The organism is Allorhodopirellula heiligendammensis (assembly GCF_007860105.1).
Taxonomy (GTDB): domain Bacteria; phylum Planctomycetota; class Planctomycetia; order Pirellulales; family Pirellulaceae; genus Rhodopirellula; species Rhodopirellula heiligendammensis.
In genome coordinates, this window is sequence record NZ_SJPU01000003.1 from 237850 (window position 1) to 263489 (window position 25640).

At 56.8% G+C, this 25640-nt stretch carries 15 protein-coding genes; 4 read left to right on the forward strand and 11 right to left on the reverse strand.

The features are described from left to right. Window positions 1-94: 94 nt before the first annotated feature. Window positions 95-820 (reverse strand): esterase/lipase family protein, encoded by a 726-nt coding sequence (locus Poly21_RS20880; RefSeq protein WP_146409005.1) that lies wholly within the window; start codon window positions 818-820, stop codon window positions 95-97. Between the two features lie 195 nt (window positions 821-1015). Between Poly21_RS20880 and lepB the strand changes: the two genes are divergently transcribed. Both lepB and Poly21_RS20890 read left to right on the forward strand, forming a co-directional pair. Further along, window positions 1016-3067: a signal peptidase I gene (gene lepB, locus Poly21_RS20885; RefSeq protein WP_146409006.1), complete on the forward strand. Its 2052-nt coding sequence runs from the start codon at window positions 1016-1018 to the stop codon at window positions 3065-3067. 770 nt (window positions 3068-3837) lie between these two features. Next, window positions 3838-5718, forward strand: a complete 1881-nt coding sequence (locus tag Poly21_RS20890; protein ID WP_146409007.1) for an esterase/lipase family protein — start codon at window positions 3838-3840, stop codon at window positions 5716-5718. A gap of 114 nt (window positions 5719-5832) precedes the next feature. On the opposite strand, the gene Poly21_RS20895 is transcribed toward Poly21_RS20890, so the two are convergent. From Poly21_RS20895 to Poly21_RS20920, 6 genes are all read right to left on the reverse strand, one after another. Further along, a complete protein-coding gene (locus tag Poly21_RS20895) occupies window positions 5833-6723 on the reverse strand; it encodes a cysteine hydrolase family protein (protein ID WP_146409008.1) in 891 nt (296 codons plus the stop codon). Window positions 6724-6842: 119 nt separating this feature from the next. Next, complete coding sequence (locus Poly21_RS20900; protein WP_146409009.1) at window positions 6843-7247, reverse strand: Ig-like domain-containing domain; 405 nt, start codon at window positions 7245-7247, stop codon at window positions 6843-6845. A gap of 225 nt (window positions 7248-7472) precedes the next feature. Beyond that, a complete protein-coding gene (locus Poly21_RS20905) occupies window positions 7473-8801 on the reverse strand; it encodes a hypothetical protein (protein WP_302119969.1) in 1329 nt (442 codons plus the stop codon). A 23-nt stretch (window positions 8802-8824) separates the two neighbouring features. Further along, window positions 8825-10633, reverse strand: a complete 1809-nt coding sequence (locus tag Poly21_RS20910; RefSeq protein ID WP_302119971.1) for a hypothetical protein — start codon at window positions 10631-10633, stop codon at window positions 8825-8827. 147 nt (window positions 10634-10780) lie between these two features. Next, complete coding sequence (locus tag Poly21_RS20915) at window positions 10781-13357, reverse strand: polyketide synthase (protein WP_146409011.1); 2577 nt, start codon at window positions 13355-13357, stop codon at window positions 10781-10783. 137 nt (window positions 13358-13494) lie between these two features. Continuing rightward, window positions 13495-16485, reverse strand: a complete 2991-nt coding sequence (locus tag Poly21_RS20920) for a hypothetical protein (protein WP_302119972.1) — start codon at window positions 16483-16485, stop codon at window positions 13495-13497. Window positions 16486-17018: 533 nt separating this feature from the next. On the opposite strand from Poly21_RS20920, the gene Poly21_RS20925 reads away from it, so the two are divergent. Then, window positions 17019-19109 (forward strand): hypothetical protein, encoded by a 2091-nt coding sequence (locus Poly21_RS20925; RefSeq protein ID WP_146409012.1) that lies wholly within the window; start codon window positions 17019-17021, stop codon window positions 19107-19109. A 227-nt stretch (window positions 19110-19336) separates the two neighbouring features. Here the strand turns inward: Poly21_RS20925 and Poly21_RS20930 are convergent, their stop codons facing one another. From Poly21_RS20930 to Poly21_RS20945, 4 genes are read right to left on the reverse strand one after another with little or no spacing between them, the layout of a single operon-like run. Next, the gene (locus Poly21_RS20930) at window positions 19337-19813 is read right to left on the reverse strand and encodes a PH domain-containing protein (protein ID WP_302119976.1); all 477 of its coding nucleotides are present in this window, start codon (window positions 19811-19813) and stop codon (window positions 19337-19339) included. 15 nt (window positions 19814-19828) lie between these two features. Next, window positions 19829-22414 (reverse strand): ABC transporter permease, encoded by a 2586-nt coding sequence (locus Poly21_RS20935; protein ID WP_146409013.1) that lies wholly within the window; start codon window positions 22412-22414, stop codon window positions 19829-19831. Continuing rightward, window positions 22411-23541: an ABC transporter ATP-binding protein gene (locus tag Poly21_RS20940; protein ID WP_146409014.1), complete on the reverse strand. Its 1131-nt coding sequence runs from the start codon at window positions 23539-23541 to the stop codon at window positions 22411-22413. Before Poly21_RS20940 ends, Poly21_RS20935 begins: the two co-directional genes overlap by 4 nt. Beyond that, a complete protein-coding gene (locus Poly21_RS20945; protein WP_146409015.1) occupies window positions 23538-23984 on the reverse strand; it encodes a hypothetical protein in 447 nt (148 codons plus the stop codon). The genes Poly21_RS20940 and Poly21_RS20945 overlap by 4 nt, the downstream gene beginning before the upstream one ends. Before the next feature lie 624 nt (window positions 23985-24608). Here Poly21_RS20945 and Poly21_RS20950 point away from each other — a divergent pair. Next, entirely contained in the window at window positions 24609-25616 is a 1008-nt protein-coding gene (locus Poly21_RS20950) for a sensor histidine kinase (protein WP_302119980.1), read from the forward strand. Window positions 25617-25640: the final 24 nt, after the last annotated feature.

The window sequence follows — 25640 nt, forward strand, 5'->3', positions numbered from 1 at the left end:
CGGCATGCCCCTACCGTTCTGCGGAAGCGAGCGTTTCAATAATTTGAGAGAGCAGGCTGAGCGTCAAAGGAGGTGCAGAAATCTGCTCCGAAGGCTAGGCTGCAGCGCGGTCGATGCGACATTGTCGAGTGGAATATCGCACCGAGGTCGTGGTCGAATTCCTCGCGAAATGCTCACTTTTTAAAAACCTCATTGACATCTCGATGGCCTCGGGATGCGATATCAACCGCTGGTGAGTCGTCGGCAGAACCGCGTGATCACGTTGGCCCGGCAGGTGGGTCGCTTCGACGGTGACCACGAAATCACGTTCGGCAGCGATCACGCCCACCGACATGTGCTGCAGCGACGGCAGTTGTCGGACATAGCTGTCGGGCGCTTCGGACAATTCACAGAGCTGGGGGAATGAGGACGCAAACGGGCCGAGTGGAATCCGTGTTAACCGCGATCCGCCGTTGGGCGGCGCCATCATCACGATCCGGCCGGCCTTGGCGGCCCATCGACGCTCGAGTCCCGATTTATGGATCGCCGCTCTGGCGATCACGCTACCCATGGAGTGCGTGACCAGATGGATCCGGCAAACCTGTGAGGATTCCGCCAACTCACACAGGTCTTCACTGAGCCGCGCGGCATGGTGGACCATCGACCCGCGGAGGCTCCGGTAGTGCCAATGTTGCGTTCGGTAGCCGACTTCTTGCAGGCGACCGTCGAGCCGTCGCATGCTTTGCCGTCCAGCCAGCAGGCCGGGAACGGTGACGACAACCTCACCCGCGGTGATCGGGACCTGCGAACTCACGTGGATGGTGGACGAAAAGGCAGCCATGGCATCCTTATCGGCCTCCCAATCAAAAAACTTTGCGAAATCGGCTCGACCGCTGGATCCTTGTCAGCTGACCGCCAAAGTGCCCAGCATTTCGAGGTACTGCCCCGCGGGGTAGAATCGCTACACTGTACGGCGATCCGCGATCAGACACGTTTCTGCATGCGGCCACTTCTGACTTCCGTGTTTTGATTCGATATGCCTCAACCTACCGCTGCCGCGACCGAAAAGACGACTGATCCCACTCCTCAGGAGCAGTGGGATGCGATGCCGCTGTTGCAGCAGCGTGCGGCCGTATTTCGTGTCCAGGGACTGCGAGAAACCGCCGAAGCGATTGTGGTTGCATTCGTTCTGGCGCTGCTGTTCCGGGCGTTTATCGCCGAAGCGTTCGTGATTCCGACCGGTTCGATGGCACCGGCTCTAATGGGGGCCCACAAAGACGTTTTCTGCCCCGAGTGTGGCCAAGAATTCCCGATCGGGGCGAGCCTCGAGAATCGCAATGACGCGACCGAGCACGTGGTTGTCGGTGGCATCTGTCCCAATTGCCGCTACGTTTATCCGTTGGATCTAAAAAACAATTCGGGGGACGCTACCTTCAGCGGCGACCGAATTCTCGTTAGCAAGTTTGCCTACGCGTTAGGCGATCCCGAACGTTGGGACGTGATCGTATTCAAGGTCCCGATCAACCCGAAACAAAACTACATCAAGCGGCTCGTCGGACTTCCGAATGAGACCTTAACGATCATGCACGGCGATATCTATGCGCAGCCGGGCACACCACCAGAAGATGCCGAGCCAACCGTGGGGAAACCTGGCGATCCGCTGGGAGAAATCTTGCGCAAGCCACCCGAAAAGCTGCTGGCGATGAAGAGCATGGTGTACGACTCGGACCACCAACCTGCGGCTCTGATCGATGCCGACTATCCCACCCGACTGCAACCATGGAGCCCCGGCGCGACGAGTCCTCCCACGGACTCGTGGGCGGTGGAGCATTCGGAAACCGGTTTAGTTGCGAAGGTCGACGCCCCCGCCGAAACCGCTCAATGGCTGCGGTACTTTCATCGGTGGCCGACCCAAGATCAGTGGGATAACGCCCAGAAAGGTCTCTCGTTAGCGGGAGTGGATCCATACCAATCACGTTTAATCACGGATTTCTATGCGTACGACGCCTATTTGTTCGTCGATGCCGATCGCGTGTATGACCTCAAACCATCGGCAGCGGGCACCTCGCGGGTGCAGAGATTGCTGGGGAGTTCTCGCAGCGGGGGTGTGTTTCGCCCGAGTTACGATTCTGGCGCGAGTCTCGATCAGTTTCGTAATCATCTCCACTACGGAGGATCAGGATATGCCGGCGATGGCGCACACTGGGTGGGCGATTTGATCGTACAAGCCGATGTGGAAATCGCGACGGGTACGGAATCACTGACGTTGGAAATCGTCGAGGCGGGGGTGCAGTTTCGCTGCGAATTTGATTTGGCGACAGGCAAGGCTCAACTGACAATCAACGATGGTCAACCTCGTCCGGGTGCCTTTGATGCCGGCGCCCGCCAGGGTGCCGTGAACCCCACTGCCACCACGGATGTCGTTGCGGGCAGCCGTCATTCCATCCGCTTCAGCAATTGTGACAACCAATTGCTATTGTGGGTCGATGGGGACGTTGTCGCCTTTGATGGCCCGACAACCTACGATCTTTCCAGCTTCTTACAGCCCGAAGACGTGCGGCCGGTCTACAACGGTCCTGGCGATCCGAGAGATGCAGCGCCCGTGGGGATCGCGGTCCAAGGTGGCTCTGCCACGCTGCATCGCGTTACGATCGATCGCGACAAGTACTACATCGCCACGACCGATGGCAACCAGATGTTGGACTATGACATGGCGTCGCTCAACGAGTATGCGGGAGCCAACGTACGTGTCGAAGAAATTCAGGCGGTCATGGCAGAACCCAAGGTCTGGGACGAATTCCCCGGCTGGGCAACCCGGCGCCGAGTCACCTTTCCGATTGGCGAAGATCAGTTTTTCCCCATGGGCGACAACAGCCCAGAGAGCCTGGACGCGAGATGCTGGGCAGGGACCAAACTGCGTTACGGGGCGGATCGAAGCGTGGATCCTGACTCTTACCGCTTCGCCAACGCCGCCTTCGTGCCGCGGGACCTGTTAGTGGGCAAGGCACTGGCGATTTTTTGGCCCCATCCATGGCCGACCCCGGTGCCATTCACCCCTAATTTTCAGCGTATGCGTCTGATTCGTTGAGGGCGGCATGACAGTGATTGCTAGACTCCCTGGTTTGTGAGCTGACGGCGGCGGTGGCGAAAGCCATCGTCGCGGACACATCTGCGTTCCCCAAAAGTCTCCCGATCGTATGTTTCGCTTCGGTCGTTGACGTTGAGTCGCGGTAGCGGTTCGAGCGACTTGTCTCGCCAGCATTTCTCGGTGGCTTTGATCTCTTAGTGCCTTTGATCTCTCAGTGCCTTTGATCTCTCAGTGCCTTTGATCCGGTTATTAATTTGCGTTTGAGTCAATTCCACGGCCAACGTCGTGATCGATGACCAGACGTGCGATCCTCGGCGTATTTCATCCGCTTCGCATTGTTACTCAGATAGGTGAGCGCACGTGCGAAGACTGGCAACGACTGTTTTTACCAGCGGAGCGCCGCCGCTCCAGCGTGATAGGCGAGTTCGTTTTTTCGCCTTCTTTGAATCGTCTGGCGTTTCATCAGTTATCTGCTCGGATGCCTCTGTCGGGCTCGCTTGCGGAGATGCTTCAAAGGAACCATCCGGAGTGTGACCTCCAGGCTGCACGCTCCTGATTGTAACTTCAAGCCGAGCCCAATCCCTGCCACCAACCCGGTCATGCATCCAGGATGCTGGCCCGCACTCATTCCATCTTTCCCTGGCCGCCGAATTTCTCTAGTTTCGCATCATCCACGGGTCTCATGGCTTTTTTCCAAGCCCGATGGAACTGGCTGGGACTGGCAATCGTTGGATCGATTGCAGTGAAGAAACGTTTCGAGCAGAGAAGACATGGTCGTCCAAACCCCTACTGCACTCAGCAATATCGAGAATCGAAATCGACTCGTACCTGTCGGTCTCGCCGTTGTTTTTGCCGCGTGCTTGCTGGTTGGTTGCCGACCGACGTGGCTTCCGACACGATCTCTCAAAAATGCGACGTCTCGCTCAACTGCTGTCGGTATAGCGGATCAGCTGGCCGACACACTCGCTGCGCACGAACCGATCGAGGTGATCAAGCGTGAGCTTGCGGATGCGCAGCAGCTCCATGCTGACTCGGATCCGCGTTGCACTGAGCGTTTCCTGATTGCCAATCGTCTGGCCTGGGCAACCACGACTGACGTCTCGCTCACCGATGCCGAACAGCGAAATGCGGCCGCCGCGATGTACCACGAAAGCCTGCGTGGGTTCATTGAATCAGCTCAGCGATTCGGACAGCTCGATCCAGTCAACGGCATTCATTTGAATACTGCAAATGGTGACGTGTCGATTCCTATTGTCTACCACGGATTCGCGTGGACGGCCGAAGACTTTAATCAGTGGTTGCCTGTGGGCAAATATCATGATGACCATTTGACCTGCCAGCACAAACGATCGGGTTGGGGAGTGCCCCTCGTCGTGCTACGGTCTCGAGCTGAGCAAGAGCGATTCATGATTCCTCAAATGCCGTTTGCAGCAACGGTGATGTTGCGGGAGCTACCAGTTGACGGTGACCAAGAATCTTCCGAAACAGCTCCCGACCGAGTCCTCGAGGTTTTTAATCCACTGGTTCACTCGGAACTGCCTAGGGACGCGGGAGGCGAAACTCCTTTGGCAGGCGATCTCTCGGCACCCATTGCTTGGCTGAGCAACAATACACCCCATCTGAATTACGAGGGCTTCATGCATCCTGATCGGATGCAACGAAATGGCCAATTGATCATGCTCGAGCCCTACCAGCCCGGTAAAATTCCACTGGTCCTGGTACACGGGTTGGCGTCGGATCCGCGCACTTGGAATGGGTTGATCAACGAACTCCGCATGACCGATTGGTTCAATTCCCGTTACCAGATTTGGTTGTTTGGCTATCCAACAGGCCGTCCGTTTCTTAGCTCCGCTGCCGAGCTGAGACGCGAATGTGGCGATGCGATTGCATCATTCACCGAACAGACAGGCGACCCTGCATTGAAACGCAGTGTCGTGATCGGTCACAGCATGGGGGGATTGCTGACGAAGTTACAGGTCGTCAATAGCGGCTCCAATCTTTGGGAGTCTTTTGCAAATCGTCCTATCACATCGCTGAAGACGGATCAGCAGATGCACGATTATCTCACGGACTTGTTTTTCTTCGAGTCATCACCCTTTGTCCAACGAGCTATTTTCATTGGCACCCCGCATGGTGGCTCACCCATTGCAGACGAGTGGATCGGTCAACTCGCCTCTCATCTTGTGAAACGATCCCACGACCGTTCTGACGAATACAACCACTTTCTCGCGGGTAATCGAGAGGCGATCACCCCGTTCTATGCCAGGCAGATCCCCACCAGCATTCATATGTTGAAGCCGACCGATCCGACGCTTCAAGTGATGCGACGACTGCCACTTGCGCCCCATGTCCGACTACATTCAGTGATCGGAAACGGGCGGATGATGCTCAATGGTGGACCAGCAGATGGGGTCGTGCCAGTCGTGAGTGCTCGTCATCAGGGTGCCGATAGCGAGCGCATTGTGGCGACAACGCATCGGCGTTTGCAAAGCCACCCTGACACAGTTGCCGAGGTGCTCCGCATCTTAAAACTGCATCTCGACGAACCCACGGAGCTTTCCGATGCAGAGACGCCGGCTGGCCTGTCGTACGAAGTATGTCGACAGAGTGACCTCGGTACTCCAGCCGACATTGCTAACCCCGTTCGGTGAAACGCGATTACGCCGAGCGATAAAATTTTCAGGAAACCAGTGCGATCGCGCCACCGCACGACGCGGCCTGAGTCTCGTCCAGGCGAATGCCGACACCAGGACGTCTCAAATGCTCTAGTGACGCTGTGAATCTCCAGGTCGCGTATCCTCCGCGAATACAAACGCAGGCGTGCCCGTGATGTCTGTGCTGACAAATGAGGGGCACCAGAACTTCTCGACGTGGTCAATTACCAGGTCGGTACCGGTAAAGTGATCGACTCCCGGTGGGCGTTCGGGATTGTACATCGTGTCGGTCAAATCACGCATCAGGGCGACGTGCTTGCCGAGTTTGACCATTTGTCGGATGCCAACAGGACGCCCGAGTACGCACATGTTGAGGTGGACGCCACATAGAATCACGTTATCGATGTTTCGCTCGGCGAGGAGGTTGAACGCTTCCTGCGCGTTATCGGTGATGGCATCACCGTCAGCAATCTGAATCAATTCATTCTGGCGACTCCATGCCTCACGTATCTCACATTTTTTAGCTTCACAACTACAGCCCATGTCTGAGTCATCGATAGGCAGCACCCCTTCATGGTCGGCATCCGTCCAGCACCACGCTGTGCCCCAGCGACTCGCTGTTGCAAGCTCGATGGGTGGCTGAGCGAACGGTGCCGTCTGCGCTAACTTACGTTGAGCGCTATCGGCATAAAAACTAACGACGCTGCTAGGCGCGTGAATGATGAAAACGCCCTGTCGCCTAGCAGCATTGACGGCATCGTTGAGCGCAGGTGCCATTTCGTTGACCCTGCTTGCCGCCGACTTGCACCAATGGTCATCCCACATATCGCAAATGATCATTGCCGTTCGTGATGGTTCCCACGTCACGCGTCGGACGCTCGGATCGGAACCGGCCGTAGCTCTACTGCGTAAATTGAGTGTCAAGTCATTAGCCGCCAGCATGGAGTTCGCCATGATGGCAAAAGACACCGACAACAGGATTGCGATTCGTTGAGTGTTCATAAATTCAGCATAGCGGACCGCCGGCCTCACAGCAACAAAACTGCAACCGCTAGCCGGTGTCCTCTTCAGAACCCTGGAGACGAAGTCCTACCGTGGTGATCAGCTAATCACCACCACTACTACTTCGTCGTCCGAAAGACAAGCAGGTAGGGGATCGCTGAGGTACCCTCAGCGTCCCGGAACTCACCAAATTTGCTGCTATTGAGCCAGATACCATAGGTTGTCTCCGGTTGCAGTTTGACGGGCAGTACGCAGGTGCGTTTGTCGGTGTATCTAGGCTTACCAGCGAGCGCCGGGAACGAATCTTTGGTCACTGTCGACCAAGACCACGACCCGTCCTTCATGTCTTTGCTAAACACAACCCTGATTTCTTTCACATCAGGACTTACCGCCCCATCACCCGCCACCGGGATCGTCTGGATGACGACTGCTGGAGCCGCCTCCAGGGTAAGTGAATCGTCGGCGATGACGTTGGATGACGCAATACAACAAGCCCACAGCGCAGTGAGTAAGACGAGACGCATAGAATTCAAACTCCAATGATCCAATCGAATTGCCAAGCGGCACATTGCGGGTGACGGAGATCCTCAATGGGCTATTAATTTAAATAACAGTCCGTCAAAACCTTTGGATTCTCGGCCAGTGATGCGGCGCTGCCGCAAGTGTTGACGAGTTCCGCTGCCAACACTCGCAGTTTCGGAATGACTCGTCTTCTGATTGGGCTCAATGCCTGCCGCGCCAGGGCGCAGCTACTTTTGCTGTGTGGCCAGTTTTCGGAAGTACGCTTCGATCGCTTCCCGATAGTGGGTGGGGAGATCGCGGCTGATCTGCTGCAGCGACTCTTGGCGTTCGGCAGGCGGTAGGTTACCCCAGCCATTCTTAACGTCGTTGTCTTTGCGATCGACATCCCCTTGGCCGCTGGCTCCCGCGATCTGGCTATCTTGCATGGGTTGCGATTGGCCACCACTGGGGGCGCCGCCCTGTTGGCTGCCCTGCTGTTGCTGTTGTTGTTGCTGCTGCTGTTGTTGTTTTTGCTGTTCCTCGACCTTATCGATCAATTTAGTGAGTTTATCGATGATCACTTGTTCGCGTTGCTGGGTTGATTCATCAGCCCGACCTAAATCTAGCCGCCGTGTCACATCGGTCATCAGCCGTGAAATCTCGTCCAGTGAATCCTCTTTAAGCGGTTGAATGTCAGCGATCATCATCTCCGCAGTCCGTGAATATCGCACTGGAATGGTTTCTTTGTGTTGCAGCAGCATTCGCAGATCAGCGAGTGCTTCTTTCGTTTTTAGCAACGAGTGATAACACACCCCGCGGTAGAACAGCAACGAAGCGGCATCGGGCGAGTTCGCCGGGTCCACCTCTGCGAAAATCGGCAATGCTTCATCGTAATATCTGGCCCGCACTAGTTCCCTGCCAATCCAGGTCCGTAGGGCTGCCCGAATTTCCGGCGGTAGCGACTCCATGCTCGCATAGTCCTGACCGCTCGGGTCCAGACGCGGCGGCAACTCGAGCAGTTGATCCTGAGCGCGAGCCATCATGTCATGGACTGCGTTGATCTGCAGGGCGGCGGCCTGCACCCAGGCGGTCAACGGTTCACTATCGTCCTGCCGCACCTCGGTGAGGAACTGTTGAGCGGACCGCCCAACTTGCTCCGGCGGTGCGCCAATCGTATCGAGCGAACGGCGCAACAACTCTGACATCGCTGTGGCATCGAGAGGCTGCCAGTCGGCATTTTTCCGCAGTGCGCCATTACGAGCAGTATTGTCGGCGGCATTTAGAATCTGATTGTCCAATGGAGTCGCCTCATTTTCGGGGATCAATGATTCCGGCGGCAAATCGGAGTCGGCGGGCAGTTCATCGGCGGCTGGCGGTTCCCCGATCGGTTTCTCGGCGACTAAGTTGGTTCCAATCGAGTCAAGTCGTAGTGGCATCTCGGCGCTCACCTCGCTTTGCAACGATGCTCCCGCGAGCGTGGCCACGCCAAGGAGGCCAGTGAACCCCAGTTTTTTTAAATTCGTCGCGGCAATGAATTGCTTCAGGATTGAACGATTCGTTTTCATCATAGTTCGCATTGAATTTTTTCCGGCAAACGAGGTCATTGATTCCGTTTGGTGACCAAATCACGAGTGATTTGGTACAGCCGATCCTGTCTCTGCGCGAGTTCGCGTAACAACGGTAAAACATCTTCACCGGTGGAACTGTCCCCGCCCGCCTCGTTCTCTTGTAGCAAATCCCCGTAACGATCCGTCGTGCCGTGGATTCTTGTCTGCATCGTTCGTAGCAATTTCAGTTCCGCGAGGGCTTGGACGAGTGGCTCCTCTTCGGATCCTTGGCTACCTGGCTGGCCCTGCTGCTGCTCCTGTTGCTGTTTTTTCTCATTGTCGCGTTGAGCCTTCGCAAGGGCCGCGATCATCTCCTCCAGAGCAGCCAAAATGTCGCTTTGGATGCCTTGGGTAACTTCATCAATTTTACTTTGGCCCAACCGAGTAGTGACTCGTTTGGTGTCATCTCGAAGCTGCTGAATGACTTCGGGAAACGCAACACTCGACCCCTCTTCGCGAAGTAGCAGCATCGCCCGGTCGGCTTCCAGCGTGATTTTCTGCTCCTCGAAGGCGAGATCACCTGATTTTAAATCGGTGGCGCGGTCGCGTTGTGACTGCGGCGTTTGGGCGAGCTGTTGGGTCTCGTCGAGAACGGCGGACTGCATCGCTGCCATCTTTCTAAGACGTGCTTCGAGCTTAGCAAGTTCGCGTTGGATTTCTTCCTCGCGAAGTTGCCGAAGAATTTTCTCGAGTTTGTCGATCGCTTTGCGAAGCTCCTCCTCAGCCTGGCGCTGCTCCTCGGTCGCCGCACCGCGATTCTTCTGCGCCAGTTTCTCCTGCGCTTGCTGCATTCGAGTGATGGCCTTCTCCAGCTGATCCTGGGCATCCTGCTCGGGCGATGTTGGTTGCTGGGGACTACCGGACGGCGCGGATTCGCTCTGATCGCCCTGTTCAGGCGTTTCTTGCGACTGAGGGGAAGACTGCGAAGGGTCGCCAGAGTCCTGCGGTTTGCCCTGCTCACTGGAATCCGCCTCGCTCGATTCCTGTTCGCTAGTATCCTGATCGTCACTGGCGTTTTCGTCGCCGGGAGGCTCGCTATTGTCCTTCGTCTGCGTAGACTCCTGTTGGTCGGCTCCCTCTTCCTGGCCGGTTGATTTCGCTGAATCGCTCGGCGGTTTGGACTCAGTTGAGTCTTGCGGGGCGCCAGGCTCGCGGGGCTCCTTGGGGGCGCCCGATTCTTCAGGATCGTCTTCGCGAAACTCTTCGCTCAGTGCTTCGGCACGCTTGGAGATTTCCTGTTGCTCTTTCAGAACCTCCTCGAGCTCCACGCCATTTTCAGTTCGCGCCCGAACACTGCGCTCGTTTCGTTCGGTCAGCCGCAACTGCTTGATCATTTCCGCAATGCGTTTCTTTTCATCGCGGATCCGCGAGCTGCGGTCTTCACTGAGCAATAACTTCAGCAAACTTTCCAATTCGCCGGTTGCTGCCTTTTGATCTTCGAGAGCCTTGGAGAGCTGGCCGCTAGCGATGAGCGTACTCGCTCCTCGCATTTTTTCGAGCACGAACCGCTCGCGAGATTGGCGTGCGACTCGCTTGAGCAGCGCTGCTCGCTCGGGGTTCTCTCGACTTTCGACATCCGCGAGCCGGAGCAGTAGTTCTTCCAGGCGAGCGTAACGGGTCGCCACACTGGACTGCTTTGCCACCAACGGATCTGACGGAGCGTTCACGTCACTCGCATCTTGAGCCTGCACCGATCGCGTGGCTGGAATCAGCACCAACATTGATAAAACGACCAAGGCTCCGCCCCACAGGCGGCTGCCGAAGGATGCGGGATTTCGTCGTTTTTGTTCAATGCCGTGCATATTGATGCTGTGATCAGGAATGTGGCGGTGAGATGTTGCCCGGAAGATGGGCGGCGTCGTCGAACGAATGGGGGGCGAAAATGGGAGTGCGAGCTCGATGCATCGATCCAGCATATACGGAAGTAGTCCGACAGCCTGCTGATGAGGTTATTTAAACAGATCCAAGACGCGATTCTTTTGCTCGTCCTCAGTTTCGTCCAATAAACTTTCTTGATCCTCGATCAATCCGCGCATCAGGTCTAATATCTCGTTAAAACTCTCCAAGTCCAGCATTTTTTCCAGGACGGCAGACAGTTGCAGTAAGATTTCGTCGTTGGTAGCGACGGCCTCCTGCACTGCTTGCTCCATTTGACCAACCGTTGACACGCTCCCATTTTCGCTTTCCTCGGGATCGGCTGTCGACATCAAAATGCGTTCCAATTCGACTATTTGACGTCCTAAACGCGGGAAAGGTTCCTCCACAACGGTATCGAGCGGCATCCGGACACCTTGTTCGAGACGTTCGCGACGGTCGACCGAATCGATGCGATTGTTGATCATTTCCAGCACCAAATCGTCCAATCCGGCGACGATGCCTGCGAGTTCGTCAGTCGACTTGGCCGCTTGCAATCCAGCTTGTCGGATCCGCAGCTGTACGCGTTGTCGTGAACGAAAATCCTCCCGCTCAGCTTCACCGGTTCGGTTTGCCGCGTCTGAATCGTCGGATTTAGTATCGGATCCATCGGGCGACGCTGTGGAACTGGCATCGCCCGCATTGGAATCGCTCGTTAGCTCACCGATCACTTCGGTGGCTTCACCTTGAATTGCGGTCAAGCTCTGCCGCAGACGACGAGTCTCGTCGATGGCTTGTTCGAGCCTAGAACGGAACTCCAGCTCCCTTCGTTCCAGTGTCGCCAGCAGCGTTTCGGGCGTGACCACCTGCAGGCGTACCAGCTCACCCTGCGTCACATGCTCGGTTCCTAAATTGAATCGGTCTCGAGCGGCAGTACCGATGATCACTGTCGCGCCAGGTACGACGGATGGGAGGACCTCCTGATCGACGAGTTCCCGCAGGTCGATCGCCAACTCAGCTTGGCCATCTCGGTCGAGCTCGGGAGCGACCATGTACTCCTGCTCACCCAGGGACGAGGCTTGGGTCGGTGCGGTGATCGGTGATGAGCTTGGCGCCTCGCCTCCCTGCTCCTGCTCGGCCTGATTGCGGACACGCATCGTGACGGTCATCTCATCGACGCCATAGTCATCGGTAGCAGTGGCCGTTATAGGCAGATACGCGATCGGTGTGATCGCACTTCCAATGCCGGACAACTTCATCGTGGTTGTAGGCGGTTCGTCACGCACAACCCCGACAAAATACCGATAGGCGGCCTGCGCGGAGATTCCTTCCGCATCCCGAGGGACAATACGGATGGATGTGGGGCTGCGAACGTCGTCCAGTTGCAGGGTAAAGCTCATCGCGTCCTCAGCAATCTGTACCGGTACTAACTCCGCCGCGTTGGATCCCTCAGGCGGAGTGGTGGCTGGGGCCGATGCCACCGCATTCTCAGGGTTCGCGGAAACGGACCGCCGGGCATCGATGTCGTCGCCAGACAGAACGACGTCGACTTCGCCGATCGGTGAGCTCGTGCGTCCCACTAAGGTCAGCGAGCTGCCCTCGCGAACTCGCACGCCGGCTTGATAGTTGAGTTGCTGGTCGTACTGTTGGTCGACCGAAAACACCCGTAGGTAGTCGGGATACCGAACTTGCATGCGCATGTCCGCGATCGCAGGTGGATCGACTGCTTCGATGCGGTAGTCACTCAGTCGGTCGTCGAGTCCGCGAATCGTCAGTGAAACGGATCCTGCAAGCGAGGCCAATGGCGGCCCATCCAAAACGAATGACTGATAGCCATCAACGACGCGACCGACACGGCGCAGATTACTCTGCCCTCGTTTACCCTCTCCATCGACGTAGGACACCGTGCAGAGCGAAGGGATTTGATGTCCGTGCTCGTCACCAGCCGCACGAATGCGGAGAGTCGCGTTGCTCCCCCGCGCTAATCGCACCACCCGATCTTCGAACTCGACCAACCGTGTCGCACCCTCGTCATTCTCGGTCGCAGCGATGATGGGCACTTCGATCCCAACCATCTCCAGGGCGGCGCGGCGGGGCCACGGGGAATCCGACCATAGCGTCAGTCGACTGATCGCCCTCGCGAAGGTGTGCGGGCTGGCAACCGCCATGATCAGGGCCGCGAGTAGGAGTGGTACCACCAGCATCAGTTTCTGACGGATGGGTTCGGTGCGGAAGACTCGGCTCAGATCCACACGCGAGACTTGCTGCTCCGCTTCCTGCAGTACCTCTTTCATGAAGGTCGCACTGTGCGCGTCGCCCGCTCGGGGTGTCTCGCCCAATTGCACCGCCGTCACCAACCGCCCACCAAGTTCCGGATGCTGGCGTTCAATCAATAGCGCCAATGAATCATCGGGCAGCCTCCGACGCATCGGTGAAATCAGAAAACGCCACAACAGAATGCCCGTCAGAGCTATCGTCGCAATCAAAACGACCGCTCGGGCCGACCGTGGCATCTCCGTGCCACCAATCCGGACCGGTAGGTAATCAATCAGAAAGGCGATCCAAAACGCCGTGAGAATCGCTGCGGCAACAGCCAACAACGAATCCCACACGATGTACCGACGCACTCGATTTCGCAGTCGCGATAACAGTGATTGCAGTTTCGGATGCATCGTGGATTCAGTCAGGAGTGCGAAAATGGTCGAGACCCAGCCTCAACATGATACCAGCTCGCCGTCAGCAAGGGCAGCATCCCTCGAGATCACCGTTGTCAACTACCCGCACAGCGGCTGGTGATGATTGCTGACCGCTAGCGATAGTCGAACTGCACCGTGGCGGTGGTTTCGGTATCGCAGACCGCCCGTATCCAACAAGCGGAAAACGCCTCTGGGAACTCATGCCGCAGAGTTTCTCCGGCCGGCACGTCGAAAGGATGGTGGTCTACCCAACGGTCGTTTCCATCGAGATCAATCTGGAGGGTGATGCGGACCGGTTGGGAGCCGCCGTGCGACAGCGTGACGGTCTTCCGGTCGTAACCTTTCATCAGATACGGATCCGAGGGGTTCCCGGGTTGGACCTCGGTCTGCAACCAGGGGCCCCCGTGTCCCACAGGTTTGCCGAGCTTCCAAAGGTCGTCGATGCCACCAAACCAGAGACCGGTCTTGAACGCGTCGCTGCGGAAGACGTGACCGTCGTCCGTTGCGTCCGGTCGGATTCCGCACAGCACCAGCAATCCGTTCCACGAGCAGAAGTCAGTGATCTGTTTCGAATGGCTCGATACGGGCCGCATCAAATTCCACGCAGGCGGCGCACCGTTGGTGACCAGAGGCACCTCGTAAAAGGTGCCGTGGATATTGGCAAGATGACGTTCGGATTCGACTTCACGCGAGGCTCGCGGCCAACCCGAAGGAAATGGCTTGTCATATGCGGCGTCGCCTTTGGGCAGACGCAGTCGCTTGCCCCCACGATGCACGACGACCGATGCGTCATCGATCGAAAAATCCCGCTCGACCTGCAGCAGTTTCGCGAGTTGGACGTCGGCTCCGTCTGGTTCGAATGTAAAGTCTGCCTTTGTGAAATCGAAGTTGCGATCATCGCTGGTGAGCACGCGCAGATCTCGATCGCGTTTCGCCGGGTAAACTAGACTGGCCAAGGCATTTTTCTCACCGACATCGGCAAGGCCAGCGAAAAGCAGCCTGTGTTCTGAAGTGTCGCCATCGATGAATTGGTTGGAAGTCTGGTGCAGGATGGCGGTAGCCACGCAGTCGCGATCAACGACAAATCGTAACCACTCGGCCTCCAAATCAGCAGGCAGTACTTTCGCAAGCGAGTCGCCGACCGCCAACTCAATCGTTTCCAAATCGGTCCACGAATTGTTTCCATGCCGGTCCACCTGGAGTGTCATCTGCACGGGACCGGCCGCAGTCGGGTCGGGAGCGTCCCGTCGAGTCGGCATTTCCACCGAAACGCCGGCCGCGGATAAAATGGAGTCGGCAGGACCATCTTCGGCTTTAACGAACGCGAGATGCGGCGTTCCAAACGAACCCTTCGTGTGCTCAAACGAATTGCCCGGAATTGCGACCCTCCCAGCTGGGAAGTCACGAGCATAAATGCGGTCCTGCACCTGTTTGCCCCACGTCAACGTCAGGTCAGTCTGAGTCCATTCAGGCGACAATGTTGATTCGCCACGACCATCGACGGCAACATACACGGTCGCCGGTCGGCTGAGCTGAAACTCAAAGCCATCGGCAGGCACTCGCCAATTACCGCGCCGGATGGTGACCCGCGGGAGACGCGAGAGCGACTCCGGCAACTCCGTGATGGGCAGTTGATCGGTAGTTCGTCGGATGGATGTGGCAACGGGCTTGATTTGCCCAATCGCCACGTGCAGGACGCGTTGGTCAAAACCGGCGATGAGGAACGGATCGGATGGTTTGTCCGCGAGCACCTCGTCTTCAATCCATGGTCCACCATATCCGCTGGCAGGCCCCCATTCCTTGAGATTGTCGTAACTCCCAAACCATAGATTGCTCTGCGGTTGCCCAGCGAGCGGATTTCCTTGGATGCTAGTTTCATCGGTCGCCAGCACTAACTTACCGTTCCACGCACAGAAGTCTGGCACATATCGCAAATGGCTACCGATCGGTCGGATTCCCGCTGAGTTGCCGCTGGAAAACGTCTTTGGAAAGTCGAAGAACATCCCGTGCATATCCATCATCCAGCGACCATCGGTGATCTCGCGAATACGCGGCCATTCAGTGTACCAGCCGTGCTTGGCATCGTTGCAATAAGCGGCTTTGGGCAACAGATACGTATACCAAGTTCCATGGTCGAGGACTTTCAGACGAACGCTGCGGCGGTCCCAGCCCATGGTCCAAATCGGATCGTCGCCGTCACTGCCACCGGTGATTCCGTTCGGGCCAGTGACCTCGGTGTACTGGCGTCTTTCTACGATCGTCCAGTTCTCGCCATCAAATTCCGCTAAGACGCCTCGTTCCTCCGGTGATTTGGCTTCGCCACCCACTAGAACGTCCTGGTAGTCGCCGACATGCAACTCGCCATTATTGGAAATGACCAGGCGACCCTGCGACGTGTAGCCTCCTTTGCCATGCCAACCGGGAACAGGCTTCTTGAAGAGCCGATTCACGGCGAGGGTATGGACGTTCGCCTCCCAAATAGATCCCTCCATATCGACGTAATAGACCATGTTCTCGGGATCGACGAGGTGACGCGCGATTGCTGTGACCCGGATCGGCATGTCCTGTGGCTGGATCGTGCGTATCTTCCCATGCTGGTCGATCAAGTGATGAGCGATCAGTAGTTGATTCGACTCCGCGTGAATCATTCGCCCGGCCGGTGTTCCACCGACACTCTCAGGATGAATCATCATCGGTTGCGTTAAATCCGCATCGATTGAGAACAGCTTATGTTCGCTGCCTCGAGGCATGTGCGGTGCGTAGTTCACCATCCACAGCTTTCCGGCCCAAGGCACGACTGCCCCGATGCCACATTCGTTGTGGCCTTCTTTGTAGTGGGCACCGTTTTGACTGTATACGCCATAGGTAGTCAAATGGGGATAGATGCCGCTGATGTGAATATCTGTGCGAGCGGGCTGGGTGAGGTTGCTTTGATTCGCAGACGCACGGTCGCTATCAGAACGCTGGTCGTCGGTCGCAATGAAGACGATATTGGGTCGGCTCGCTTGCTCAGCGGCATCTGGCTCATTGGCTGGCGACATATTGCCGAGCAATATCAGAATCACAAGGCAACTGGCGAAATGGATCATGTTCTTGGGATTCATGGTGGTGATCAATTGGGGTAGACGAACAACCGGACGCACGCGAGGTGCGTTCTCACCCCGGGGGTTTACTCTATACAATATTTTCTAACGCCGCATGCGCCTTGGAGCCATCGTAGTCAATCTGATTCGAACTGGTGAGTTTCTGCGCTCGAATACGCTTGGAGTACCCGTGCGCCGCTAGAGGACACACCACGATTGCGGGATTGAAGGCGGAAGCACGATGCCAAAATCGGTGAGCCCATCGAGCCACCTCACTTTGCGACAGAAACCTGGATCATCTGGCGAACCAATGCAACGCGAATTTGTAGCGGAACGGCGCAAGCCGTCCGGTGACTCACATTGGAGCATCCCAGGGTACCCGACGGCTTGCGCCCGTTCCGCTGCGGGAATGGTTCTGAATGGATACAATTCAGAAGTCTATGATAACTCCCACGATCATATGGCAACCACTAGTTGCACCGATAGAATTAATGACCTCAGCCTCGTCGAAAACACCACCACGGCTTCGCGCCAGAGATGAAATGAATTTTTTGATGCTACCACGGTTCTCAATGTTTGTTCTGCTCGCTGTTTTCCCAGTCAGAGGCTGGGGGCAGGACTTCTCGTTTCGCAAGCCGCTTGAGAAGGAGGTGCTCGGTGAGTCCTTTCCCAAAGCCGGACTTGTCTTCCGCGGGGAGAACCGGCGTGAAACAGGACCGGATTACGAAGACTGGGAGCAGGACGTCGCTGGAAACGTAGGCATTATCCGCAAATTTGTTCGTGAAGAGCTGAACCACCCCGATCGCATGGACGAGGCTCGATTGAGCTCGTACCTCAATCGATATGCGGCCGCTCATCCGCTTGAGCTCTTTCTACTGCATTTCAATTCGCGGGCGAAGCTATTCGACTTTCACGCCGACAAGTTCTGGGTCGGGCATTATCTGCAACAGCAGGGTGTGCAGTGTCAGGAAGCGATTGATCGAGATCAGACTGTGATTGCAGTTCCTGGGACCAATCGGTTCAAGGTGCAGAAACCATTTCCCGGGCAGCCAGCCCGCATCGAGGACTCCGTGTTGTTGCTGGTTGAGCGCGATCAGGAGGGCGTATTTCATTGGGAGAACCACGAATTTGTGTTCCTGGTGAACGTCAATGCGGACGACAAGACATTGACCGTAAGGCGAGGTGCTCACCACACCGGTCCGGCCAGTTTCAAAGCGGGACAATGCTATGTCACCCAGATTAAGCAGTATCGAGACCGCCTGGTCTTTAATTTGTCACTGGACTGTCCGCGGAGCCCCAACGGCCAACAGGCAGCGGACGTGCTGCTAGCGCTATTCGATTCGTGGTTTTGCCAGGGCGGTCCGCTGGAGCCGATGGATGGTATCGCGTTTGACGTTCAATACTGGGATATTTCCTCCAACTTCGATACCAATGTGGATGGTATCGCTGACGGCGGAATCATTCGTGGGCAGCCACGATGGGCTCAGGGCGTATACAGATTTTCAAAATCCATTCGCGAGCATTTTGGTGACGACTTCATCATCACATCGGACGGTCACCGCAAAGCCAATTCGCAGGCCATTGGTATTCACAATGGAATCGAATCCGAAGGCCTCGTGCAACACAATGATGGTTGGCGTGGAATCTCTCGCACCGTGAATACTCACCAGTACTGGAACACATTCAACACTTCCGCAATCAACTTCAACTACATCGTGACCAAGTTAGTCGATCGTCAGGACGCCAAGGCGGCAACCCGACTGCACCGTTTCGCTCATGCGATGGCTGCCTGTTTGGGAGTAGGTTGCACTGACGCCATCGAAGACGTGATCAAGGGCACTGAGCAGGAACATTTTTGGCTTGGCAAAGCGGTCGGCCCCATGGTCAATTTGGCGGAGACGAGTAACCAAGTTGTCTATCGAATGCCAGATGTTTTAGGTGATGACGATCTGGGGCGATGGTCATCGGCAGACGACGTTCTCATTTCCCGTAGTAGCGACGGAGGTCTGCGTATTGGTCGTAGAAAGGGCTCGTCGGCAGAGCTGGATAGTGAGCGTGCCGATAGGGCGTCGAAAGCTGACGGCTACGCTGCTTTGCCGTCGCTGTCCTTTGAGATGACGCTAGATCTTCCGCCAGGCGATCTGTTCGTCACATTGGACGTTCGATCAGAATCGGCACGGGAAGGGTTTTCAGGGACAGAAGTTCCTCGGCTGATGACGTTTGATCTTGCGGGGCACTACGACGACCCGCAAGTCGGACCGCGCGGTCTCGATATCTGGACCTTGGCTGGCCAACGTGACTACTTTGCGAGCGAATTCTACGTTCGCAACGCGGGCGGCGATGAAGGACGTGACAACGTGAGGATGCGGTTTGAAATCGACGGTCCTGGTGACCTGTACCTGAAAAACCTCGTCGTCCGAAACGCAAGCGTTTTCTATGCTCGCGAATTTGAGCATGGCGTTGTTGTCGTGAATCCGAGCTTGCAGCCTGGTGCGATCAATCTCATTGAGCACTTTGGCCAACACGATTACGCAGCGATTCGATCGAGTGATCCCCGCGATTCAGTCAACAATGGCCTAGCGATCGCAAATCCGGCGGCGTTGAAGGTCGAACCGGTGTCCGGGTTGTTTATCTCCAAGCAGTAAACCAGCACAATGTTGGGAGAATTCTCGGCAGCGTCGCCGAGGAAGTAAACCCTCAGGGCCCGACAAAATGATGCGAGAAGAAAAGTAGATGAGTTCGCCGGTCAAAGTATCACTGCCGGGAATTGCACCGGTTTCTAGTCCCGGAAAATGCTGCACACCACGGCGACTCAGAAGAGCGTCCGCATTGCAGGTCTGCAGGACATCATGCCGAGGAACAGATGATTGAGCTATGCGGGCAGTCGGCTCTTCAGCTCGTTGATAAACCGCTCGCGGTGAACAGGTGAGATGATGTACTCACGTCGATCGGTTTGAATGGCCACTCGCCGTAACGATAGAGCGGGACCGCTACGTAAGGTCGATGATCGGTTGACGCCCTGGATCGCGTCGTAGGGTATCTGATAGCAGATCACGCCGCAGCGGATAGATAAGGCGTCGGTTAGAAACGTATAGCGGCACGGCGCTGCAAATATTGCCGTCACGATTAGAATTGCCGCCGCTGTCAAAAACATACTCGATGCATCAGCAGCCCGATCGTTGAATATCAGTACGATGCCAAGCACCACTGCAAACAGGATCGGCAACACGAGTAGTAATCCCACCCACCAATCTATTGCCGAGCGATAGACGCTCGGTTGACGATCTGATTCGACGGACTGCGACCGAACAGATCGCTCAACGGGCGGAGATGAAGTGGGTTCAGTCACCAGAAAGATAAACCTTTAGTAGTCACTTCGCGAAAAATACACGCAGCCGATCAGCAACATGGCCGTAATGAAAGTACCACAGCTTAACAGTGGCCCTGCAATCCGGTAGCGAACTACCTCAGCGGCTCCCCGATCACCATTGCCAATCACCAAAGAGTCTTGTCCGGAAACCACCGCTGCCGTCGTGTCACCAAGTTGCAGAACCTGGGGTGTTAGCCACTCCAGCCCGCCCACTACGTAGTGATCCACCCATCGCCACACTGATAATGCCGGGGTGATGGAATCCTCGATAGTGGCTTCCATCCTACCGGTTGCTGTATGCGGAATGTCAATTGAAAAACGTGTCAACCGATCCACATTGTGGGCAACGACGAGGTCTCCCGATGCTGTTTTTGAGTGGGCCGGTTGCCAGTGCACAGACTCGGTGTCGTCAACCGGCAAACGACTTACGTGTTGGATCGTCGGTCCGACAACCTCGACGATGTCACAGTGCCCGGAGGAGGTACGCAGCAGGAAGTGATTTTCCGAAACTGCGATCAGCTCCAGCGGCGTACCGGGGACCGCCGATTGACGCGTCTCGGTATCCCATTGTCCTGCCAACTGCAACGTCCGTGCATCAAAGATCTGAAACGGTTGCTCGCCTTGAGCGACCACGACCCATCGTGTGGAGGCTGCGATGACTGGGGCGGCTCGATCGACTGCGTGAGGCAGGTTCACGTGCGCAGTTGTGGTCCATGGCTCGTTGCTGCGAGGTCCAGTGGGTTCCATTCGCTGCAGGCGATCGGCGGTCAATGCAATCAAGGTCCTCTCGTGAGGTACCTGGGTGACTCGAAACGGTGCGTTCAACACAACATCTGGAGGCAGAATGGAGACAAACGAATCCGTCGCTCCGCCCTGCATGGTGACGAGTGATTTTAGCCACGAACTGACCGATCCGACCGCGCGAGCATTTCGATTGGCTGGGGTGTCATCGATTTGACCAGGGAGGTCGTCGCCGGTATCGGTAGTCACATCGTCGTTTACGCTGACCCGTGGAGTCTCTCCCACTGCTTCGAGAATGGATGCGGGATCGGTAACTAAGAGATCCCCCGTATTGATGGCAGCGACCGCTTGCTCATGCAAACACAGCAAATGCTCGGTGGCGGTCGGCAACCGCAGGCTCGGTTGGGGTTGCCAGCCCTCGTTGCGCGATAGGACAATGAGGTCGAGCGATCCCGACCCGAAGGGATTGAAGCGACCGTTGCGAATCCGCGCGGTCAACACGTGGTCCGGGTCGAGCGTCACCGGGGTGAGCACGCGGTCACGCGAACCCGCCTCACTCTCGATCACGGGCACCCAACGTTGTGAGGTGGGGTGCAAATGCACTAACCCGCTGCCGCCTGTGGCGGCAAACAAATCCTCGCCCGCCTGAGTCATCCCGATGATGCGATCGGGGGCAACCACACGGGCGTTCACCACGCCTCCGACAATTCCCACCACGACGCAAATGGCTGCTAACGCACCAGCGGCGGCGATTGAAATGATCGCGGAACGCCACTTCAAACCCGCCAACACCGAAACGCTGAAGAATACCGCAAATATGACTACCGCGATGGGAACGCACCACAAAATTCGGCTGTTCCAGACATCCAGACGACATCCGGCGATCAGATACAGCCCCAAAACTAATTGCGATACGCACAGGGTAACGAAGGCGCAGCCACCAATGAACTTGCTGATCAGCAGCCCGCTGCGTGTGATGGGTTTGCTCAATAACAGGTGCAGTGAGCCCGCCTGCAGCATGTCAGGGACAATGGAAGCGGTCACCAGCACGCCCAGAAAGACCAGCACCAACCCCAACAACCAGTTCACTAATACCGGGATGACGAATTGATTGAAGAGCGTGTCAAACTGCGCGCGATCGATCTGGAAATCAGTAGGGAACTCGAGGCCGGCATAGGTCAGCACCACCGAGCGGGCGCTGCGTGATTCAAACACACCCGGCAGGGCCGCTTCGATCCGCAATCGGCTGCGCCGTCTGAGCAGTGAATCAGTCAGTTCCGCAGCAGGGGTTTCGTCTAATTCTCGCAACTCTCGCAGGCGGACCGTGTCCGCCCAGGCATCTTCATCGTACCAAGAGACCTGCGACGGATGCGTTGGTGCGACATCAGGCAGGGGGGAGTTCTTCGTCGTCGACGGCTCCGGTGCTTGTAATGGTTCCGAGGTGGAGGATATTTCTGTGATTTCAGTTGTTCCGGTGCCGGCATCGGCATCGATCAACTCGTTCAATGCGTCCGTGAGCAGATTGAGGCGGATCCGCACTTCGTCGCCCTCACCAACCCGGCGTAGTTCGCGGCGGAGTTCCTCCGGCATGGCTTGGGCGATTCGCCCGATCGGAAGATCACGGGCAGCCGGATCCACGATACCCTGGGCGAGCATCGCTTTCATTCGCGTGCCGTTGTAGACATCAAACCAACGGAATGTGGTGGTGTAGTCTTCCCGCAAGCCGATTGGAGCGAGCGTCGCCAGGAGAATCCAAATTGCGAGAAAGGCAGCCCATAGCACACGCGAGGCCAACGCGGCATGAAACGAGTCACTGATGATCGCTAGATAGGGTCTCATGTCGCGTTGTCTTGTTGTTGCTCACGGACCAGGCGCATGAACGTGTCTTCGAGTGAATGCCGGTGGGGCACCAAGCGGATCAGCGATCCCCCCGCACCGCGAATGCGGTCCACAATCTCATCGACTGCCGCCCGATGTTCGCAGCCAAACCGGCATCGGAAACGCAATTGACCGCTGCCCGCAGCGATAGGATCACCGAGCCAGACCACGCTATCGCCCACTGCTGGTTCGAGAATTCGCAGCTCCAGCCGCTCACGGGTTACCGCCCCGCCCAGACCATCGCCGCCAGAACCATCGTCGCCAGAACCATCGCCGAATGAACCATCGCCGAATGGACCATCATCGACGGGCGGGCTCGACGTCGGCAGCTCAAACTCCAGTTCCACCATGATCTGGGAGCTCGTCGATCCTCGCGTTCCGACCATCTCCGCAATCGGCCCGGTAGCCAACACCTTCCCCTTGGCCATGATTGCCAAATGCGTGCAGATGAGTTCAACCTCGTGCAAAATATGGCTGTTGAGGAAAATTGTTTTTCCTGCATCTCGCAATTGCTCGATGACGTCGCGTACTTCGCTACGGCCTACTGGATCGAGACCGTCTGTGGGCTCGTCCAAGATCAACAGATCGGGATCGTGCATGAGCGCTTGAGCCAATCCGAGTCGCTGCAGCATGCCTTTGCTGAATCGCTTAACGCTTTCGCGATCTCGCCTCGCCAGGCCGACGAGATCGAGTAGTTCGTCGCTGCGGCGGGCGATCGTGGGCGAATCGAGATGGCTGAGTCTGCCGTAGAACCGCAGTGCCGAGCGGGCCGTATGATGGCGATCCACACGAAGCGATTCAGGCAAGTAGCCCACCCGGCGCCGCGCGTCGCTCGAACCTGCCGGCAGGCCAAACAACGAGGCGTGCCCGCCGGTCGCGCCGATCACTCCGAGCAGGACCTTGATTAAGGTTGTTTTGCCGGCTCCATTGGGACCGAGCAACCCGAAAACTTGCCCAGCCTCCGCGTGCAGAGACACCCCCTGCAACGCATCGACATCACCGCGCCGCAGCAGACTACTGCCACGATAGGTTTTCTCCAAACGATCAACTGCGATAATGCTACTGTCGGACGCTACCGTACAGCTCACGTGAGCCAAGTCCGTAACAACATGGATAGCAACACGGCCGCACTCATGGCGATCACCGCCGCCAACAAGAGTCGGTTGGCGGGTTGACACCACGAGGGAGCATTGACCTCGCGGTTGTAGAGACTGCGGAATCGTTCCCGTTCACCAGCGGTGTCAAAAACGCCGTCTTCCACGATTTCCTGCACGCCGAATTGAATCGAATACTCGACGACCCCATGTATATTGCGCCGCTCGGCGTTGTCATCGACACCGATGCCTTCGAAATACCACAGCTGATTTCCGAACTGTCGCTCAGTCTCGCAGCGATCATCGACGCAGCGGAGGTTAATAATCTCACTGCTCTCGAGACAGAAGTGGGCGCGTTCGAGAGCACGCCCGCTATCCATGCGTACCTGGCGTAAAACTCGATCTGAAAACTGACGTTGGGGAGCTTGAGCGCGCATTTGAAACCTCCGTTTACACGAACCGGTTCTCGGCCGGATACTTTCATTATTGCCGACTGAGTCGCTGGCGTCATCGGCAAGTGTGAAATTTTGTCTTAATATTCGGTCTGAGCGGATCCCTGAGGCAGATCCCCCAGATTTCCAGACTAACCTGATTAAGGGTGCAGATTCGTTCAGGAACCATAACCGTGATGTTCCAACCGGCCTGCCACCCGCTGCGCAACCGCTGGCGAATGTTGGACGGATCGGGATGGACGCGCTGGGGTTTTTCATCAAGGATGCCCTGGCTGACCGCCATGCCTGCGATTTCCCTGTAAACTCGAGTGTTGGAGCGTCGGTGGTGCCGCGTCCCAGCCACACGAGCGTCCTAGCCACACGATGAGAGGTGTGCGGAAATAGGTGTGGAGAATACGAGAACCTCGAGAGCGTTCGAGTCTCTGCACACTCCAGCCGTGCGGGCGCTATGATCCGTCGACCGGTTTTCAGCAGCGATCAATCATTCCAGTTACTGACCCTATGTCCATGCCTCCGCCACCTGATCCGTCCCGTGACAGCACAGACTCAGATCAACGATTGATGATCGGCGGCGCTTCTGACTCCCAGCCGAGACCCCGAGTCAAGCCCTTGACTCGTCCCATCACGCTGCACGCACCCATCACGTTGGGCGTCGTGTTGATTGTCCTGATCGTGATTTTGGGGGCCGTCTGGGTAACGGGCATCCTCCTCGGACTGCTGCGTGAGAACGAATCGCCCGCCCTGTCGTGGGGGATGTTGTTGGCAGGCTCCGTGTTGCTGGTGGCGGTGCTCGCAGGCGTGATCGCGTACCTGACCTTGAGTGTCAAGGCATTTAATTTGAACCGCCGCCAATCGAACTTTATCGATGCGGTGACCCACGAATTGAAAAGCCCGATCGCGTCACTGAAGCTGTACTTGCAAACGATGACCCGGCATAATGTCGGTGTGGACCAGCAAGCTGAATTCCACAAGATTATGCTCGACGATGTTGAACGTCTCGACCTGCTGATTGATCACCTGCTCGAAGCGGCGCGAATCGAGCGGGGCGCCGAATCGGAAGATGCTACCGAAGTCGATCTAGCTGAACTGTTGATGAAAGTGGGGATAGCGGCCAGCGTGCGATACAAACGTCCGCCGGACACCGTACAGATTGATTGTCCTGAGATCGTCTTGTCAGCACCACCGATTCAAGTCGAGATTCTATTTCGCAACCTCATTGACAACGCGATTAAGTATGGAGGAACGCCTCCGCGCGTTCGTGTGGTCGCCAGAATGAACTCAGAAACGAGCGGTGAGGTAACCGTTTCGGTGGGCGACAACGGCTTGGGCATTCCTGCCCATTTGCGGCGCAAAGTGTTTGGGCGGTTCGTCCGGTTGGGAAATGAGCTGGAACGCAGCAAGCCCGGCACTGGCCTGGGGCTCTATCTCGTCCGGAATGTCACCCATGCCCTGGAAGGACGTATCAAAATTGTCGATGCCGAGCATGCTGACGGCCCGCTCTCCAGCGCCGGTGAAGACGGCGGCAATTCAGGGACCGGCAATTCAGGGACACGGTTCGACGTCACCCTCCCCAATGCGGCTTTGCGGCCCGCCTCGGAATCGGCACCGCGACCATGAGTGGCCGGGCCGAAAAAGCTGATT